Origin of the sequence: Pseudomonas chlororaphis (assembly GCF_001921865.1) — a bacterium.
Taxonomy (GTDB): Bacteria; Pseudomonadota; Gammaproteobacteria; order Pseudomonadales; family Pseudomonadaceae; genus Aquipseudomonas; species Aquipseudomonas chlororaphis_D.
Window position 1 is genome coordinate 444,763 of sequence record NZ_MSCT01000009.1, and the last position, 15,756, is coordinate 460,518.

Consider the following 15,756-nt stretch of genomic DNA (forward strand, 5'->3'; position numbering starts at 1 on the left):
GCGCTACAGGGTCAGGGTGTGCAGCACCTGAGTGGCGTCGTCGGGGTCGGTCTTGCTGCGAAAACCCAGGGCCCGGGCCAGTTCGCGCATGCTGCGGTTGGCCGCCGAATCCACCGAGTACATCTGCCGCATGCCGTTGGCCCGGGCTTCGTCGATCAGGTGCTGGAGCAGCAGCGCGCCCAGGCCCTTGTGCTTGAAGTCGTCGGCCACGGTGACCGCGCATTCGCAGATATCCGCCGAGCCGGGGATTTTCGCGTAGCGGCTGATGCCGACTTCGCGCAGCTCGCCGTTATCGTGCACCAGGGCGACGAACGCCACGCGCTGCTTGCCGTCGATGTCCATCAACTGGTCGAGCAGGGCTTCGCCGACTTCCTTGATCTCGCCGAGAAAACGGTTGTGCCGGGTGAGCGGCGAGAGGTTCTCGATAAAGGCCTTTTCCCGCCCCCGGTCCTCGGCGCGCAACGGGCGGATCAGCACATGGCTGCCGTCGCTGAGGCTGTCGATCCAGTGCTGGCCCTGGGGCGTCGGCAAGGCGGTGGACGTATCGAGCGCGGAATGGGGCATGGGGGCGTCTCCAAAGAGCCTGAGGGATGCCCATGGTGTACGCCTGTGGCGCAGCCAGCCGTTGATCGAAGTCAAGGATGGGTGCGCCGCGGCCGCGCGGTCGATCAACGGTATTGCGCGCGGCGCTCAGTCGGGCATCAAGGTGGCGATCAGCGCCCGCACGCTGCCGGGCAGGGCGTCCAGTTCGCGGACGATGATGCTGCGTTCGCGCACGGCCCAGGTTTCGTCGAGTTTCACCGTCGCCAGTTGCATGGTGCGGCTGTGCCGGATGGCGGCCGACTCGGGAATGATGCCGATGCCGACGCCGGCCTCGACCATGCGGCAGATGGCCTCGAAGCTCGAGACCTGGATCCGTAGCGACAGCTGTCGGCCGATCCGTTCCACGTGTTCGCGCAAGAAACTCAGCAAGGTGCTGCCTTCGTGCAGGCCGATGTGCTGGTAGGCCAGGGTCTGTTCCAGGGTCACTGCCGGCTGCGCCGCCAACGGGTGGTTGACCGGCAGGATCAGCACCAGGTGGTCGGTGCTGAAATGCAACACCTGCAAGCCGCTGGCTTCCACCGGGCCCGCGATGATGCCCATGTCGGTGGTGCCGTCGAGCACCCCGCGCACGATGTCCCGGGACAGCCGCTCTTGCAGGTCCACCGTGACCCCCGGGCGTTTCGACAGAAAGCCGGCCAGCACCTCGGGGAGGAATTCGGTGACCGCCGTGGTGTTGGCGAAGATGCGGATATGCCCGGTGGAATCGCCGCCGTATTGGGTGAACTCGCTTTTCAGGTAGTCCACCTGGCGCATGATCAGCCGCGCGTGCTGCAGCAGCCGTTCGCCGGCCGGGGTGACTTCGACGCCGCGGCTGTCGCGGTACAGCAGGCGGGTCTCGAGCTGGCCTTCCAGGGCCTTGATCCGCGCGCTGGCCGCCGCCGGCGAGAGGAAGGCGCGCTTGGCGCCCTGGGTCAGGCTCGGCGATTCGGCGATATGGATAAACAGGCGCAGGTCGGCCAGATCGAAATGCATGGGCGCTCTCCGGGGGCGTGCGGGTGAAGAAGGTGGCGGGACAGGCGGCGTCGGGGCAACGGCGTTCAGCATAACCGAACGCCGGCTTATTGAAATGCAAATTCTCGGAACGCGCCGCCGCTTGCATGATCGGTTCCACCACCACACGACAGGACCCGACCGATGAGCGTGACCGATCCCCGCGCCTGGACAGGCCGTAGCCAGCAAGCCCGAGACCTGCTCAGCCACAACCTGCTCAAGCGCATCGCCGCGACCTTCGGCGAACCCGTGCCGGCCCATGGCGAAGCCTTGCCGCCGCTGTGGCAGTGGTGCTTCTTCCAGGAGCCCCTGGCCGCAAGCGCCCTGGGCGAAGACGGCCACCCGGCCCGCGGCGGTTTCCTGCCGCCGGCGGCCAAGCGCAACCGCATGTGGGCCGGTGGCCGCCTGGAATTCTTCGAGCCGCTGCGCGCGGGCCTCGAGGCCGACTGCGTGTCGACCATCGTCCAGGTCGAGGAAAAGACCGGGCGCAGCGGCGCGCTGCTGTTCGTCACGGTGCGCCATGAGTATTCCCAGGACGGGCGCCTGGCGATTCGCGAAGAACAGGACATCGTCTACCGCGAGCCGACCCCGCCCCGGGCGGGCAGCGGCGAGGCGCTGCCCACGGGCGACTGGCGCGAAACCGTCGAGCCCAATCCGACCCTGCTGTTTCGCTACAGCGCGGTGACCTTCAACGGCCATCGCATCCATTACGACTTTCCCTACGTCACCGCGACCGAAGGCTATTCGGGGCTGGTGGTGCACGGCCCGCTGATCGCCACCCTCAGCCTGCGTGCCTTCTGCCGCGCCCACCCCGAGGCGCGGCTGCGCAGCTTTTCCTACCGCGGCGTGCGGCCGTTGATCGCACCGCAAGCGTTCGAGGTCGGTGGGCGCATCGTCCGCCCCGGCGTCGCCGAACTCTGGGCCGGCAACGACGCCGGCCTGGCCCAGCAGGGCGAAGTGTCGTTCGACCTCATTCCACACTAACCACCGGCGGAGAGCTGTTCGATGAACCCCGACAACAACGAAGAATTGAATGCCATCCGCGAAGGCGTGCGTGCCCTGTGCGCCGAATTCGACGCCGCCTACTGGCGCCAGATCGATGAAGAAAAAGGTTTCCCGGAACGCTTCGTCAAGGCCCTGACCGACGCCGGCTGGCTGTCGGCGATGATCCCCGAGGAGTACGGCGGTTCCGGCCTGGGCCTGGCCGAAGCCTCGGTGATCCTCGAGGAAGTGAACCGCTGCGGCGGCAACTCCGGCACCGTGCACGGGCAGATGTACAACATGTTCACCCTGCTGCGGCACGGCAGCGAAGCGCAGAAACGCTTCTACCTGCCCAAGCTGGCCAGCGGCGAGCTGCGCCTGCAATCAATGGGCGTGACCGAGCCCACCACGGGCACCGACACCACCAAGATCAAGACCACCGCCGTCCGGCGCGGTGACAAATATGTGATCAACGGGCAGAAGGTGTGGATCTCGCGCATCCAGCATTCCGACCTGATGATCCTGCTGGCGCGCACCACGCCGCTGGCCGAGGTCAAGAAGAAGTCCGAAGGCATGTCGATCTTCCTGGTCGATTTGCGCGAGGCCATCGGCAACGGCCTGACCGTGCAGCCGATCGCCAACATGGTCAACCATGAGACCAACGAGCTGTTCTTCGACCAGCTGGAGATCCCCGCCGACAGCCTGATCGGCGAGGAGGGCAAGGGCTTCAAGTACATCCTCGACGGCCTCAACGCCGAGCGCACGCTGATTGCCGCCGAGTGCATCGGCGACGGCCGCTGGTTTATCGAGAAGGCCAGCCAGTACGCCCGCGACCGCGTGGTGTTCGGCCGGCCCATCGGGCAGAACCAGGGCGTGCAGTTCCCCATCGCCGAGGCCCATGTCGAGATCGAGGCCGCCGATCTGATGCGCTGGCGCGCCTGCGAGGAATACGACAGCGGCCGCAACGCCGGGGCCAGCGCCAACATGGCCAAGTACCTGGCGGCCAAGGCCTCGTGGGAGGCGGCCAACGCCTGCCTGCAAACCCATGGCGGCTTCGGTTTCGCCTGCGAATACGACGTCGAGCGCAAGTTCCGCGAGACCCGCCTGTACCAGGTGGCGCCGATTTCCACCAACCTGATCCTGTCCTACGTCGCCGAGCATTTGCTCGAACTGCCGCGCAGCTTCTGAGGAACCGAGCATGAACCATACCCAAGCCCTGGCCGGGTTCCTTGCCGGCCTGACTTACCCGCAGCTGCCCGACAGCGTGCTGGCGCGCACCGAAGAGTTGTTCCTCGACTGGCTCGGCTCGGCGCTGGCCAGCCAGGGCGCGCACCCGATTCCATTGTTCGAGCGCTACGCACAGCGGATGGGCCCGGCCGACGGCCCGGCGCGGATCCTGGTCAACGGGCGCGGCAGCTCGGCGTATTTCGCCGCGCTGGTGAACGCCGCGTCGTCCCATCTGGTGGAGCAGGACGACCTGCACAACAGCTCGGTGCTGCACCCGGCGACCGTGGTGTTCCCGGCCGCCCTGGCTGCCGCCCAGGACCTGGGCAAGTCCGGCCGCGAGCTGCTGCTGGCCGCGGTGGCCGGCTACGAGGCGGGGATTCGCATCGGCGAGTTCATGGGCCGGTCCCACTACCGGATCTTCCACACCACGGCCACCGTCGGCACCCTCGCCGCGGCCGTGGCGGTGGGCAAGCTGATGGACTTCGACCAGGAACAGTTCATCAACCTGCTGGGCAGCGCCGGGACCCAGGCCGCCGGGCTCTGGGAGTTCCTGCGCGACGCCGCGGATTCCAAGCAACTGCACACCGCCAAGGCCGCCGCCGACGGCTTGCTCGCCGCCTACCTGACCCGCGACGGCCTGACCGGCGCGCGCAATATTCTCGAAGGCGAGCAGGGCCTGGCCGCGGGCATGTCCTGGGACGCCGAGCCGGGCAAGCTGTCCGATCGCCTAGGCAGTCGCTGGGCGCTGCTGGAAACCTCGTTCAAGTTCCACGCCTCCTGCCGCCATACCCATCCGGCCGCCGATGCCTTGCTGGCGCTGATGCAGCGCGAAGGGCTCGACCACCGGCAGATCGTCAGCGTCGAGACCCGCGTGCACCAGGGCGCCATCGATGTGCTGGGGCGGGTGGCCGTGCCGCGCACGGTGCACCAGGCCAAATTCTCCATGGGCACCGTGCTTGGCCTGATTGCCGTGCACGGCCGGGCCGGCTTGCCGGAGTTCCATGAACGGGCGCTGACCGATCCGGCGGTGGCGGCGTTTCGCGACAAGGTGTCGATGCTGCTTGACCCCGAGGTGGATCGGGCCTACCCGCAGCGCTGGCTGGGCCGGGTGACAGTCGCCACCGACGACGGCCGTACCTTGCACGGCGCCATCGACGAGCCCAAGGGCGACCCGGGCAACGGCCTGTCGCGGGTGGAGCTGGCGGACAAGTTCCAGCGCCTGCTGCGCTTCTCTGGCGCGCGTACCCCGGAGCAGGGCACGGCCCTGATCGACCGGGTGTGGAGCCTGCGCGACGCCGAACACGTGAACGAATGGCCCTGAGCCCGCCCGAGGACGTCTTATGACACTTACTACCGCACACCCCCGGCCGCTGGACGGCATCACCGTGGTCAGCCTGGAACACGCCATCGCCGCGCCGTTCTGCACCCGCCAACTGGCCGACCTCGGCGCCCGGGTGATCAAGGTCGAACGCCCCGGCAGCGGCGATTTCGCCCGCGGCTACGACGAGCGCGTGCGCGGCCTGGCCTCGCATTTCGTGTGGACCAACCGCTCCAAGGAAAGCCTGGCCCTGGACCTCAAGCAGGACGCCGCCGGCGACATTCTCGAGCGCCTGCTGGCCGAGGCCGACGTGCTGGTGCAGAACCTCGCGCCGGGCGCGGCGGCGCGCATGGGCCTGTCGTTCGAGGCGCTGCATGAGCGTTTCCCGCGGCTGATCGTCTGCGACATTTCCGGCTACGGCGAGGGCGGCCCCTACGAGAAGAAAAAGGCCTACGACCTGTTGATCCAGAGCGAAGGCGGGTTTCTGTCGGTGACCGGCGGCCCGGGCGAGGAGCAACTGGCCAAGGCCGGCTGCTCGATCGCCGACATCGCCGCCGGCATGTACGCCTACAGCGGCATCCTCTCGGCGCTGCTGCTGCGCGGCAGGACCGGGCAGGGCAGCCGCATCGACATCAGCATGCTGGAAAGCCTGGTGGAGTGGATGGGCTACCCGATGTACTACGCCTTCGACGGCGCGCCGCCTCCGCCCCGGGCCGGCGCGGCGCACTCGACCATCTACCCCTACGGGCCGTTTCCGGCGGGGGACGGCGGCACGGTGATGCTCGGCCTGCAGAACGAGCGCGAATGGGCGGCGTTCTGCGACAAGGTGCTGCTGATGCCCGAGCTGGCCGGCGATGAGCGTTTCGCGGCCAACTTCAAACGCTCGGCCAACCGCCAGGCGCTGCGGCAGATCATCGTCGACAGTTTTGCCCGGCTGACGGTCGAGGAGGTGATCGCCCGGCTGGAACAGGCGCAGATCGCCAGCGCCCGGGTCAACGACATGCAGGGCGTGTGGCAGCACCCGCAATTGCAGGCCCGAGACGGCTGGCGCGAGGTCGACAGCCCGGCCGGCAAGCTGCCGGCGTTGCTGCCGCCGGCGCGCAACGCGGCGTTCACGCCGCGCATGGACGGCGTCCCGGCGCTGGGCCAGCACAGCGCCGCGATCCTCGCCGGGCTGGGCCTCTCCGCCGAAGCCATCGAACGACTGCGGGCCGACGGCGTGATCTGAAGCCGGTCATCGGCTTGCCGGTTTGTACGCCCCTGTAGGAGCGAGCTTGCTCGCGATAGGCCCAAAAGGCCGCTGCGCATCTTGAGGGCCTATCGCGAGCAAGCTGGCTCCTACAGGGGAATTGGGGAAGCACCACAGAGGCCGCAGAGCCTGCATCATTCACAAGGAATCCAACATGCCTGACCCTATTGCCCGTTCCGCCCTGTTTGTGCCGGGCAGCCGTCCCGAGCGTTTTGCCAAGGCCCTGGCCAGCGGCGCCGATGCGGTGATCGTCGATTTCGAGGACGCCGTCGAAGAGCCGCTCAAGCGCCAGGCCCGGGACAACCTCGGCCAGTTCCTCGACAGCCAGCCCCAGGTGCGGCTGTGGGTGCGGGTCAATGCCCCGGAACATGCCGAACACGCGGCCGACCTGGAGTTCTGCAAAGGCCAGGCCGGGGTGCTCGGCATTCTCCTGCCCAAGGTCGAAAGCGCCGCCCAGGTGGCCAGCGTGGCCGCCACCGGCAAAGCGCTCTGGCCGATCATCGAGAGCGCGCGCGGGCTCCTGGCCTTGGCGCAAATCGCCCGGGCGCCGGCGGTGCAGCGTTTGTCCTTCGGCGGCCTGGACCTGGCGCTGGACCTGAACCTGAGCAGCGGTTCGGCGGCGGCGCAGTTCGCTCTCGACCAGGCGCGGCTGGCGCTGATCCTGCACTCGCGCGCCGCCGGCCTGGTGCCGCCGCTGGACGGCGTGCACCCGGCCATCGACGACCCCGAAGGGCTGCGCCGTTCCATCCGCCATGCCTACGAAATGGGCTTTGCCGGCGCCCTGTGCATCCACCCGAAACAGGTGCCGGTGATCCACCAGGCCCTGGCCCCCAGCGCCGAAGACCTGGCCTGGGCGCAACGGGTGGTGGACGCCGGCCGCCACGGCGCCGGCGCCTACCAGATCGACGGCCAGATGGTCGACGCCCCGGTGCTGCTGCGCGCCCAGCGCCTGCTGGCCCTGGCCTCCTGACCCGATCCTGCCCCCTGTAGGAGCGCAGCTTGCTCGCGATGAGGCCCTTGAGGATTGCATCGAGCTTGAAGTCGCTATCGCGAGCAAGCTCGCTCCTACACAGTCATGGTGTTCGTCTGGGCCGAACGCAGGTATCAAAATTTCGAAATTCTCAATACGGGTGCCCTTAGGCACTCTGCGATCAACCACAACAATAAGAAGGTGATGTCCATGTTCAAGCTCTCCCGGGCGTTGTTCTGCGCCGCCGCAGTGCTGGCCGCCGGTGTTGCGCAGGCCGCCGACCCCATCGTCATCAAGTTCGCCCACGTGGTGGCGGAAAACACCCCCAAGGGCCAGGGCGCCCTGTTGTTCAAGCAGCTCGCCGAGGAACGCCTGCCGGGCCGGGTCAAGGTCGAGGTGTACCCGAACTCCTCGCTGTTCGGCGACGGCAAGGAAATGGAGGCGCTGCTGCTGGGCGACGTGCAGTTGCTGGCGCCGTCCCTGGCCAAGTTCGAGCAGTACACCAAACAGATCCAGATCTACGACCTGCCGTTCCTGTTCGACGACCTCGCCGCCGTCGACCGCTTCCAGCAGGCCCAGGGCAAGCAGCTGCTGACCGCCATGCAGGACAAGGGCATCCTCGGCCTGGCCTACTGGCACAACGGCCTCAAGCAGCTGTCGGCCAACAAGAAACTGCTGGAACCCAAGGACGCCCGCGGCCTGAAGTTCCGCGTGCAGGCCTCCAGCGTGCTGGAAGAGCAGTTCAAGGCGGTGCGCGCCAATCCGCGCAAGATGAGCTTCGCCGAGGTCTACCAGGGCCTGCAGACCGGCGTGGTCAACGGCACCGAGAACACCTGGTCGAACTATGAAAGCCAGAAGGTCCATGAGGTGCAGAAGTACTTCACCGAGACCGACCATGGCCTGATCGACTACATGGTGATCACCAACGCCAAGTTCTGGAGCGGCCTGCCGCCGGACGTGCGCGGCGAGCTGGAAAAAATCATGGCCGAGGTCTCGGTGGAAGTGAACAAGCAGGCCGAAGCCCTGAACCAGACCTCCCGGCAGAAGATCATCGACGCCAAGACCAGCGAGATCGTCGCCCTGACCCCCGAGCAACGCAACGAATGGCGCGAGGCCATGCGCCCGGTGTGGAAGCAGTTCGAGGGCGATATCGGCGCCGACCTGATCCAGGCCGCCGAAGCCGCCAACCACCCGCAGTAATGCCGTACGCCCCGGCCGCGGCGCTCGCCGCGGCCGTCCTCGGCAGCCGCTACCGGCTGCACTCCACTGGTCTTTTCGCGGAGAACCTCAATGCACACGCTGAGGCGGTTCTGGGAACATTTTGAAGAAGCGTTCATCGCCTTCCTGTTGGCGGCCATGACGCTGGTGACGTTCGTCTACGTGGTGCTCAACAACCTCTATCCGCTGTTCTACGCCATCGGCGACGCCTGGGCCGGCGGCAGCGCGCTGTTCCTGGCCATCGGCGACTTCCTCATGGAACTGGCCCAGGACATGGGCTGGAGCGTGGCGTTGACCAAGATGCTGTTCGGCTGGCTGATCTTCTTCGGCATCTCCTACGGCGTACGCACCGCCGGGCACCTGGGGGTGGACGCGCTGGTCAAGCTCACCTCGCGACCGACCCAGCGCCTGCTGGCGGTCGTCGCCTGCCTGTGCTGCATGGTCTACGCCGGGCTGTTCATGGTCGCCAGCTTCAAGTGGCTGATGGCGCTGATCCACGCCGGCATCGAAGCCGAGGACCTGGACCAGTTCGGCATTCACCTGTCGCATATCGCGATGATCGTGCCGTTCGGTTTTGCCCTGGTGCTGATCCGTTACCTGGAAATCATGTGGCGCATCCTCATGCGCGGCCAGGTCAACCTGGGCCTGGCCGATGAGGCGGCCGAGGCCAGCAAGCTTGCCAGCCACCACGAGGAGCAGCGCTGATGGCCATTCTCTGCCTGTTCCTGATGCTGTTCGTGTTCATGTTCCTCGGCGTGCCGATTGCCATTTCCCTAGGGCTGGCCGGCGCCACCTCGATCCTGCTGTTCAGCCCGGACTCCCTGAGCTCCCTGGCGATCAAGCTGTTCGAGACGTCCGAGGCCTACACCTTGCTGGCGATCCCGTTCTTCCTGTTGTCCGGGGCGTTCATGACCACCGGCGGCGTGGCCCAGCGCCTGATCGATTTCGCCAACGCCTGCGTCGGGCATATCCGCGGCGGCCTGGCGATTGCCGCGGTGCTGGCGTGCATGCTGTTCGCCGCGCTGTCCGGTTCGTCGCCGGCCACCGTGGCGGCGGTGGGCTCGATCGCCGTGGCCGGCATGGTGCGCTCCGGCTACCCGCGGGAGTTCGGCGCCGGGATCATCTGCAACGCCGGGACCCTGGGCATCCTGATCCCGCCGTCGATCGTCATGGTGGTGTACTCGGCGGCCACCGAGACCTCGGTCGGCAAGCTGTTCATGGCCGGGGTGGTGCCGGGGCTGCTGCTGGGCGTGATCCTGATGGTGGTGATCTACATCATCGCGCGGATCAAGAAGCTGCCGGCGCAACCGCGGGTGTCCTTACGCGAATGGCTGAGCACCGCGCGCCGGGCGTTCTGGGGCTTGTTGCTGCTGGTGATCATCCTCGGCGGCATCTACAGCGGCCTGTTCACCCCGACCGAAGCGGCGGCGGTGGCGGCGGTGTATTCGGCCTTCGTCGCGCTGTTCGTGTACAAGGACATGCGCCTGCGCGACTGCCCGAAAGTGCTGCTGGAGTCGGGCCGGCTGTCGATCATGCTGATGTTCATCATCGCCAACGCCATGCTCTTCGCCCATGTGCTGACCACCGAGCAGATCCCGCAGCAGATCACCACTTTCGTCATGGACGCCGGGCTGTCGCCCATCGGCTTCCTGTTGATGGTCAACGTGGTGCTGCTGGTGGCGGGCAGCTTCATGGAGCCTTCGGCCATCGTGCTGATCCTGGCGCCGATCTTCTTCCCGATCGCCATGAAGCTGGGCATCGACCCGATCCATCTGGGGATCGTCATGGTGGTCAACATGGAGATCGGCCTGGTGCATCCGCCGGTGGGCCTGAACCTGTTCGTGACCTCGGCGGTGACCGGCCTGAGCCTCGGCCAGACCATCCGCGCGGCGCTGCCGTGGCTGATGATCCTGCTGGCGTTCCTGATCCTGGTGACCTACGTGCCGTTCATTTCCCTGGCGCTGCCGAACTGGCTGGGCATGAACTGACCTAACACGGTCGATGTAGGAGCGAGCTTGCTCGCGATAAGGCCCTCGAATGCTCCAGTGTTCTTGAGGCTCTATCGCGAGCAAGCTCGCTTCTACAGGGTGCTGGACGCCTGCGCTGCGTCGCGGCAGCATGGGCGCCTTCATTTCGAGGGCCTGGATTATGCGACGTTTGCCTTCCCTGGCGGCCTTGCGGACGTTCGAGTGCGCGGCGCGCCACGCGCATTTCGGTCGGGCGGCGGCCGAGCTGTGTGTCACCGACAGCGCGGTAAGCCATCAGATCCGTCAGCTTGAAGAACAACTGGGCGTGTCGCTGTTCGTCCGCGAAGGCCGGCAGATCCGCCCGACCCTGGCCGCAGGCCGGTTGATGCAGAGCCTGCAGCAGGCCTTCGAGCTGATCGGCGAAGCCTGCGACGAGCTGCGCGACCCGTCCTCCCTGGCGGTGCTGCGCCTGGCGGTCACCGCCGAGCTGGCGCAGAAATGGCTGATGAGCCGGCTGGCGGACTTTGCCGCGCGTTACCCGCATATCACCCTGCATTTGTACGAGCAGCCGATCGACGCCAGCGTGCCGGGCGAAGACATCGACCTGGCAATCACCTACGGCAGCGGCCCGCAGGACAGCAGCGCCTACTTCGTGCGACCGTTGCCGACCCTGCAATTTTTCCCCGTGTGCAGCCCCGGGCTGTTCAACCAGGGCAGCCTGAAAAGCCCGCGGGACCTGGCGCGCCACTGCCTGTTGCACGACGACCAGGACGGCAAGACCTGGACCGCCTGGCTGACGGGCCACGCCGGCGACCTGCGGCCGGCGCGCCAGTTGTATTTCGCCCACGCCGGGCTGGCGCTGGAGGCCGCGGCGCAAGGGCAGGGGGTGGCCATGGGCGATAACCTCACGGCCCAGGAAGACCTGCTCAGCGGCCGTCTGGTGCGGCCTTTCAATACCGCCGGCATGACCGCCCTGGGGCAGTACGCCCTGGTCTGCGAGCGGGTGCGCCTGGAGCGGCCGGCGGTGGTGCAGTTGCTGGAGTGGTTCAGCGATCAGTTGAGCGATCGATGAGTTGAATTCAACTGTCGCGCAATATTCATCGTTGGTGCGCGGACCCGGCGTGGCGCTAGTTTGAGGGCCATTCCCCCACACCGACGAGGTTTGCCCCATGGCCCGCTTGCTCGACACTACCCCCAAACACGACGGTTTCCGTTTGCCCGGCGAATTCGAAACCAAGGCCGGTTGCTGGCTTGGCTGGCCGGAGCGCACCGATGTCTGGCGCAACGGCGCCAAGCCGGCGCAGAAGGTCTGGGTGCAGATCGTCAGCGCGATTGCCCAGAGCGAACCGGTCACCGTCTGCGCGTCCGCCGCGCAGTTCGCCAATGCCCGGCGCCTGTTGCCGGCCCAGGTGCGGGTGGTGGAGATGACCTGCAACGACACTTGGTTCCGCGACAGCGGCCCGTGTTTCGTGGTCAACGACTACAGCGGCGAAGTGCGCGGTGTGGACTTCGAGTTCAATGCCTACGGCGGCCTTGACGGCGGCCTGTATTACCCCTGGGACAAGGACGACCAGATCGCTGCGAAGATCCTCGAGATCGAAAACCTGGACCGCTATCGTGCGCCGCTGATCGCCGAGCTGGGGGGCATCCAGAGCGACGGCCAGGGCAGCCTCCTGACCACCGAGCAATGCCTGCTCAACCGCAATCGCAACCAGCACCTGGGCAAGGCCGAGGTCACTCGCCGGCTCACTGACTACCTGGGCGCGGAGCAGGTGATCTGGCTGCCGCGGGGCTGCAAGTTCGACGAGACCGACGGCCATGTCGACGACCTGGCGTGTTTCGTGCGTCCCGGCGAGGTGGTGCTGCAATGGACCGACAACCGCGACGACCCGCAGTGGGAAATCTACCAGGAGGCCTACGACATCCTGCGCAGCACCCGCGACAGCCGCGGCCGCGAGCTGATCGTGCACAAGCTGCCGCAGCCGGATGTGCTGGAATGGACCGCCGCCGAGGCCGAAGGCCTCGACCAGCTGGACAGCACCCACGAACGCCGGGCCGGTACGCGGATCTGCGCCTCGTACATCAACTACTACGCCGGCAACCGCTCGATCGTGGTGCCGCTGTTCGGCGACCGCAACGACCAGACGGCGCTGGCGACCCTGGCCGAACTCTTCCCTCGGCACCGCATCGTCGGCATCGACAACTCGCGGGAAATTCTTCTCGGCGGCGGCAACGTCGCCTGCATCACCATGCCGCAATACGCGGCTCCCCGGCGCAACGGCGCAGAGGGCTGAGCCATGAACCTGCACAGGCTGGGCCGCGCGTGGCTGCTGGTGCTGGCGCCGTGGTGCGCCCAGGCGGCCGACGAGGCTAAACCCACAGTCAATCTGTACATCTGGGGCGAGTACCTGGCCCCGGACACTCTCAGCAACTTCGAGCGCCAGAGCGGCATCCGTGTGGTGGTCGATCACTTCGATTCCCTGGAAACCGTGGAGACCAAGCTGCTCACCGGGCGCAGCGGCTACGACCTGGTGCTGACCGCCGGCCAGCATTTGTCGCGGGCCATCGCCAGCGGGGCGATCCAGCCGCTGGACAAGCAGCGCCTGCCGCACCTGGCCGGGGTCGGCGAGGCGTTCCGTCAGCACATGGCGGTGTTCGATCCTGGCAACCGCTATGCCGGGATCTATGCCTGGGGCACCACCGGGGTGGGGTATCAGGAGGAGGCGGTCAAACAGCGCCTGGCCGATGCGCCGCGCGACAGCTGGGCGATGCTGTTCGACCCGGCGGTGGTGGCTCGATTCGCCGACTGCGGGGTCAGCCTGCTCAACGATCCCAACGAGGTGTTCGCCGCGGTGATGAAGTACCTGGGTCTGGACATCAACCGGCAGAGCCTCGACGACCTGAAGCTCGCCGAGCAGCAACTGGCGAAGATCCGGCCCTATATCCGCTACTTCGACAACGACCTGAACATCAGCGACCTGGCGAACGGTAACACCTGCGTGGCCATGTCATGGAACGGCAACGTGGCGATCGCCGCCGGGCAGGCCGCGGCGGCGCGCAAGCCGTTCACCCTGAGCTATCGCATTCCCCGCGAAGGCACGCTGATCTGGTTCGACGCCATGGTCATCCCCAGGGACGCCCCGCACCCGGAGGCCGGGCTGGCGCTGATGGATTACCTGATGACCCCGCAGGTGATCGCGCCGATCACCGACACCATCCATTACGCCAATGCCATCAGCGCGGCGGACGCGCTGGTCGACCCGGCGATCCGCAACGACCCGGGGACTTACCCGCCGCCTGAGGTGCGCGCTTCGCTGTACAGCAAGAACGACAACGGCAAGGCCTTCAACCGCGCCCTGGTCCGCGCCTTCAGCCGCCTCAAGTCGGGGTTGTGAGCATGCGCCAGGCGGCGTACTCCCGCGGCAGGCAGCGCGCGCAGGGCCGATAGCCGGCGCTGCGCGCGCTGGCTTCGTCGGCAAAGAACACCCGCTGGCGCACATAACCGCCGCGGGCGATGGCGCCCAGGGCGGCCGGGCAATCCAGCCGGCCGTAGATCCGGCTGCCGCGATGCCCGCCGAAGGTGCCCAGCTGCTCGCTGAGAAAACGCCTGCCCTGGGCATCGAGCAAGACCCAGCGCCTTTCACCGTTCATCCAGACCTCCCGTCACCTTCTGCCACCGCAGCCCCTGTAGCCGCTGCCGAGCCACGGCGAGGCTGCGTTCGAGCGCGCAGCGCTCGCCAGCCCGGCACCGCCGAGCATCAGGCCCACCGCGTCGCCAGGGTTTACGGGGCTGCGCCCCGTACGCAGCCTCGCGGGCTCGGCAGCGGCTACAGGGCCGCGGCCCCCTCAACATCCCCGCCATGCCCGCTATGTAGCCGCTGCCGAAGGCTGCGTACGAGCGGTACGCTCGCAGCGATCTTGCCGACGCCAGAGACCCTGCGGGTCTTGCGCAGCCTCGCGGGCTCGGCAGCGGCTACAGGGACCGCGGCCACCTCAACATCCCCGCCATGCTCGCTATGTAGCCGCTGCCGAAGGCTGCGTACGAGCGGTACGCTCGCAGCGATCTCGCCGGCGCCGGAGAGGCTACGGGGACGACGCGATCAGCGGGTCGGGACGCGCCACAGGTACCAGGCCGCGACGGTGCGGTGCGGGCTCAAGGCCTGGCCGATTTCGATCATTTGCTTGCGGGTCGGCTGTTGCTCCAGGCCTTTGAGGCGGCGGTAGCCTTCGCGCACGCCGAAGTCGTCGGCGGGCAGGATGTCCAGGCGCGCCAGGCTGTAGATCAGCAGCATCTCCACGGTCCAGCGGCCGACCCCGCGCAGGGTGGTCAGGCGCTGGACCAGGGTTTCGTCGTCCATCTCCAGGGCCGCCGCGTAGCCGGGCACCACGCCGTTCAGGGCGGCCTCGGCGATGCCGCGAATGGTCGCGATCTTGCCGGCGGAAAAACCGCAGGCGCGCAACGGCTCGACCTCGCTGGCGAGGATCTGTTCGGGGGAGGGGAAGGCCGCCTGCCCGTACAGGCCGAGAAAGCGCCCGAGAATCGCATCGCCGGCGCGGGCATGCAGTTGCTGGTAGGCAATCGCCCGCACCAGCGCCTCGTAGGGTTCGCGGGTCGGCTTGGGCTGGTGCAGGCAAGGGCCGACGGCCTCGACATGCCGCGCCCAGTCGGCGTCGAGCCCGGCGAGAAAGGCGCGGGCCTGAAAAAACGGATCGGGCATACAAAGTCCTGGAGCAAGGGCGTTGCCCGAGAATAGCCAGCAATGCCTGGCGCCGCACTCGGCATCTTGCGCTGGAACTGCACGGCCCGCCGGTTGCGCACACCGGGCCGGACCCTGGCGTCGAGGAGCGCCCCGGCGGCGCGGTGTCGCTACAGCAACTGATCGATCAACACCGCGTTGCTGTAGATCAGGCTGCCGTCGCCGGCGCGATGCCCCACCAGGTGGAACTGGCCGCGGCCGTGTTGCAAATAGACGCGCATCCGGCAGTCGGACAAGGGGGCGTACCCTTCGGGCAGGATCAATTGCAGGGTCTCCAGGTCGACGTCGACCATGGCCTCCTGTTCCTGGGTTTCCTGCAGGCGTTCCTCGGCGGCTTCCAGGCGCAGGTGCAGGGGGCCGTCGACGTAGAAATGGATCTCCCCCAGCGGGGCGGATTTTTGAGCATGGCCAGTCTTGCACCAGCCATCGATCGTCAGGGCGCTCATGATGAGACCTCCAGTGTGAATGGCGGGACC

The 15,756-nt window shown here is 67.3% G+C and carries 16 protein-coding genes; 11 read left to right on the plus strand and 5 right to left on the minus strand.

What is annotated here, in order from left to right:
* Positions 1-3 precede the first annotated feature (3 nt).
* The gene (locus tag BTN82_RS12040) at positions 4-564 is read right to left on the minus strand and encodes a GNAT family N-acetyltransferase (RefSeq protein ID WP_075119336.1); all 561 of its coding nucleotides are present in this window, start codon (positions 562-564) and stop codon (positions 4-6) included.
* Between the two features lie 126 nt (positions 565-690).
* Complete coding sequence (locus BTN82_RS12045) at positions 691-1,575, minus strand: LysR family transcriptional regulator (RefSeq protein WP_075119337.1); 885 nt, start codon at positions 1,573-1,575, stop codon at positions 691-693.
* 162 nt (positions 1,576-1,737) lie between these two features.
* Between BTN82_RS12045 and BTN82_RS12050 the strand changes: the two genes are divergently transcribed.
* The 11 genes from BTN82_RS12050 (at position 1,738) to BTN82_RS12100 (ending at position 13,918) form a co-directional block, all read left to right on the plus strand.
* A complete protein-coding gene (locus BTN82_RS12050) occupies positions 1,738-2,577 on the plus strand; it encodes a MaoC family dehydratase N-terminal domain-containing protein (protein ID WP_075119338.1) in 840 nt (279 codons plus the stop codon).
* 21 nt (positions 2,578-2,598) lie between these two features.
* Positions 2,599-3,762, plus strand: coding sequence for an acyl-CoA dehydrogenase family protein (locus tag BTN82_RS12055; RefSeq protein ID WP_075119339.1), 1,164 nt, complete (start codon positions 2,599-2,601; stop codon positions 3,760-3,762).
* A 10-nt stretch (positions 3,763-3,772) separates the two neighbouring features.
* Positions 3,773-5,122 (plus strand): MmgE/PrpD family protein, encoded by a 1,350-nt coding sequence (locus tag BTN82_RS12060; protein ID WP_075119340.1) that lies wholly within the window; start codon positions 3,773-3,775, stop codon positions 5,120-5,122.
* A 19-nt stretch (positions 5,123-5,141) separates the two neighbouring features.
* The gene (locus BTN82_RS12065) at positions 5,142-6,347 is read left to right on the plus strand and encodes a CaiB/BaiF CoA transferase family protein (protein WP_075119341.1); all 1,206 of its coding nucleotides are present in this window, start codon (positions 5,142-5,144) and stop codon (positions 6,345-6,347) included.
* A gap of 175 nt (positions 6,348-6,522) precedes the next feature.
* Positions 6,523-7,338 (plus strand): HpcH/HpaI aldolase/citrate lyase family protein, encoded by an 816-nt coding sequence (locus tag BTN82_RS12070; protein WP_075119342.1) that lies wholly within the window; start codon positions 6,523-6,525, stop codon positions 7,336-7,338.
* Positions 7,339-7,548: 210 nt separating this feature from the next.
* Positions 7,549-8,538 (plus strand): C4-dicarboxylate TRAP substrate-binding protein DctP, encoded by a 990-nt coding sequence (gene dctP, locus BTN82_RS12075; protein ID WP_075119416.1) that lies wholly within the window; start codon positions 7,549-7,551, stop codon positions 8,536-8,538.
* 90 nt (positions 8,539-8,628) lie between these two features.
* Positions 8,629-9,261, plus strand: coding sequence for a TRAP transporter small permease (locus BTN82_RS12080; protein ID WP_075119343.1), 633 nt, complete (start codon positions 8,629-8,631; stop codon positions 9,259-9,261).
* On the plus strand, positions 9,261-10,544 hold the full coding sequence (gene dctM / locus BTN82_RS12085; protein WP_075119344.1) for a C4-dicarboxylate TRAP transporter large permease protein DctM: 1,284 nt from the start codon (positions 9,261-9,263) through the stop codon (positions 10,542-10,544). The genes BTN82_RS12080 and dctM overlap by 1 nt, the downstream gene beginning before the upstream one ends.
* 160 nt (positions 10,545-10,704) lie before the next feature.
* Complete coding sequence (locus tag BTN82_RS12090) at positions 10,705-11,595, plus strand: LysR substrate-binding domain-containing protein (RefSeq protein ID WP_075119417.1); 891 nt, start codon at positions 10,705-10,707, stop codon at positions 11,593-11,595.
* Positions 11,596-11,692: 97 nt separating this feature from the next.
* Positions 11,693-12,817: an agmatine deiminase gene (gene aguA, locus BTN82_RS12095; protein ID WP_075119345.1), complete on the plus strand. Its 1,125-nt coding sequence runs from the start codon at positions 11,693-11,695 to the stop codon at positions 12,815-12,817.
* Positions 12,818-12,820: 3 nt separating this feature from the next.
* A complete protein-coding gene (locus tag BTN82_RS12100; protein ID WP_075119346.1) occupies positions 12,821-13,918 on the plus strand; it encodes an extracellular solute-binding protein in 1,098 nt (365 codons plus the stop codon).
* Here BTN82_RS12100 and BTN82_RS12105 read toward each other — a convergent pair.
* From BTN82_RS12105 to BTN82_RS12115, 3 genes are all read right to left on the minus strand, one after another.
* Positions 13,902-14,174, minus strand: coding sequence for an Ada metal-binding domain-containing protein (locus BTN82_RS12105; protein ID WP_075119347.1), 273 nt, complete (start codon positions 14,172-14,174; stop codon positions 13,902-13,904). The two genes, BTN82_RS12100 and BTN82_RS12105, sit on opposite strands and share 17 nt — an antisense overlap.
* A gap of 449 nt (positions 14,175-14,623) precedes the next feature.
* On the minus strand, positions 14,624-15,241 hold the full coding sequence (locus BTN82_RS12110) for a DNA-3-methyladenine glycosylase family protein (RefSeq protein ID WP_075119348.1): 618 nt from the start codon (positions 15,239-15,241) through the stop codon (positions 14,624-14,626).
* Positions 15,242-15,390: 149 nt separating this feature from the next.
* The gene (locus BTN82_RS12115) at positions 15,391-15,726 is read right to left on the minus strand and encodes a hypothetical protein (RefSeq protein ID WP_075119349.1); all 336 of its coding nucleotides are present in this window, start codon (positions 15,724-15,726) and stop codon (positions 15,391-15,393) included.
* Between the last annotated feature and the right edge of the window lie 30 nt (positions 15,727-15,756).

What these genes read in the sequence shown, in the direction of transcription:
- BTN82_RS12040 (WP_075119336.1), bottom strand. Translation starts at nt 564, where the DNA reads ATGCCCCATTCCGCGCTCGATACGTCCACCGCCTTGCCGACGCCCCAG.
- BTN82_RS12045 (WP_075119337.1), bottom strand. Translation starts at nt 1,575, where the DNA reads ATGCATTTCGATCTGGCCGACCTGCGCCTGTTTATCCATATCGCCGAA.
- BTN82_RS12050 (WP_075119338.1), top strand. Translation starts at nt 1,738, where the DNA reads ATGAGCGTGACCGATCCCCGCGCCTGGACAGGCCGTAGCCAGCAAGCC.
- BTN82_RS12055 (WP_075119339.1), top strand. Translation starts at nt 2,599, where the DNA reads ATGAACCCCGACAACAACGAAGAATTGAATGCCATCCGCGAAGGCGTG.
- BTN82_RS12060 (WP_075119340.1), top strand. Translation starts at nt 3,773, where the DNA reads ATGAACCATACCCAAGCCCTGGCCGGGTTCCTTGCCGGCCTGACTTAC.
- BTN82_RS12065 (WP_075119341.1), top strand. Translation starts at nt 5,142, where the DNA reads ATGACACTTACTACCGCACACCCCCGGCCGCTGGACGGCATCACCGTG.
- BTN82_RS12070 (WP_075119342.1), top strand. Translation starts at nt 6,523, where the DNA reads ATGCCTGACCCTATTGCCCGTTCCGCCCTGTTTGTGCCGGGCAGCCGT.
- dctP (WP_075119416.1), top strand. Translation starts at nt 7,549, where the DNA reads ATGTTCAAGCTCTCCCGGGCGTTGTTCTGCGCCGCCGCAGTGCTGGCC.
- BTN82_RS12080 (WP_075119343.1), top strand. Translation starts at nt 8,629, where the DNA reads ATGCACACGCTGAGGCGGTTCTGGGAACATTTTGAAGAAGCGTTCATC.
- dctM (WP_075119344.1), top strand. Translation starts at nt 9,261, where the DNA reads ATGGCCATTCTCTGCCTGTTCCTGATGCTGTTCGTGTTCATGTTCCTC.
- BTN82_RS12090 (WP_075119417.1), top strand. Translation starts at nt 10,705, where the DNA reads ATGCGACGTTTGCCTTCCCTGGCGGCCTTGCGGACGTTCGAGTGCGCG.
- aguA (WP_075119345.1), top strand. Translation starts at nt 11,693, where the DNA reads ATGGCCCGCTTGCTCGACACTACCCCCAAACACGACGGTTTCCGTTTG.
- BTN82_RS12100 (WP_075119346.1), top strand. Translation starts at nt 12,821, where the DNA reads ATGAACCTGCACAGGCTGGGCCGCGCGTGGCTGCTGGTGCTGGCGCCG.
- BTN82_RS12105 (WP_075119347.1), bottom strand. Translation starts at nt 14,174, where the DNA reads ATGAACGGTGAAAGGCGCTGGGTCTTGCTCGATGCCCAGGGCAGGCGT.
- BTN82_RS12110 (WP_075119348.1), bottom strand. Translation starts at nt 15,241, where the DNA reads ATGCCCGATCCGTTTTTTCAGGCCCGCGCCTTTCTCGCCGGGCTCGAC.
- BTN82_RS12115 (WP_075119349.1), bottom strand. Translation starts at nt 15,726, where the DNA reads ATGAGCGCCCTGACGATCGATGGCTGGTGCAAGACTGGCCATGCTCAA.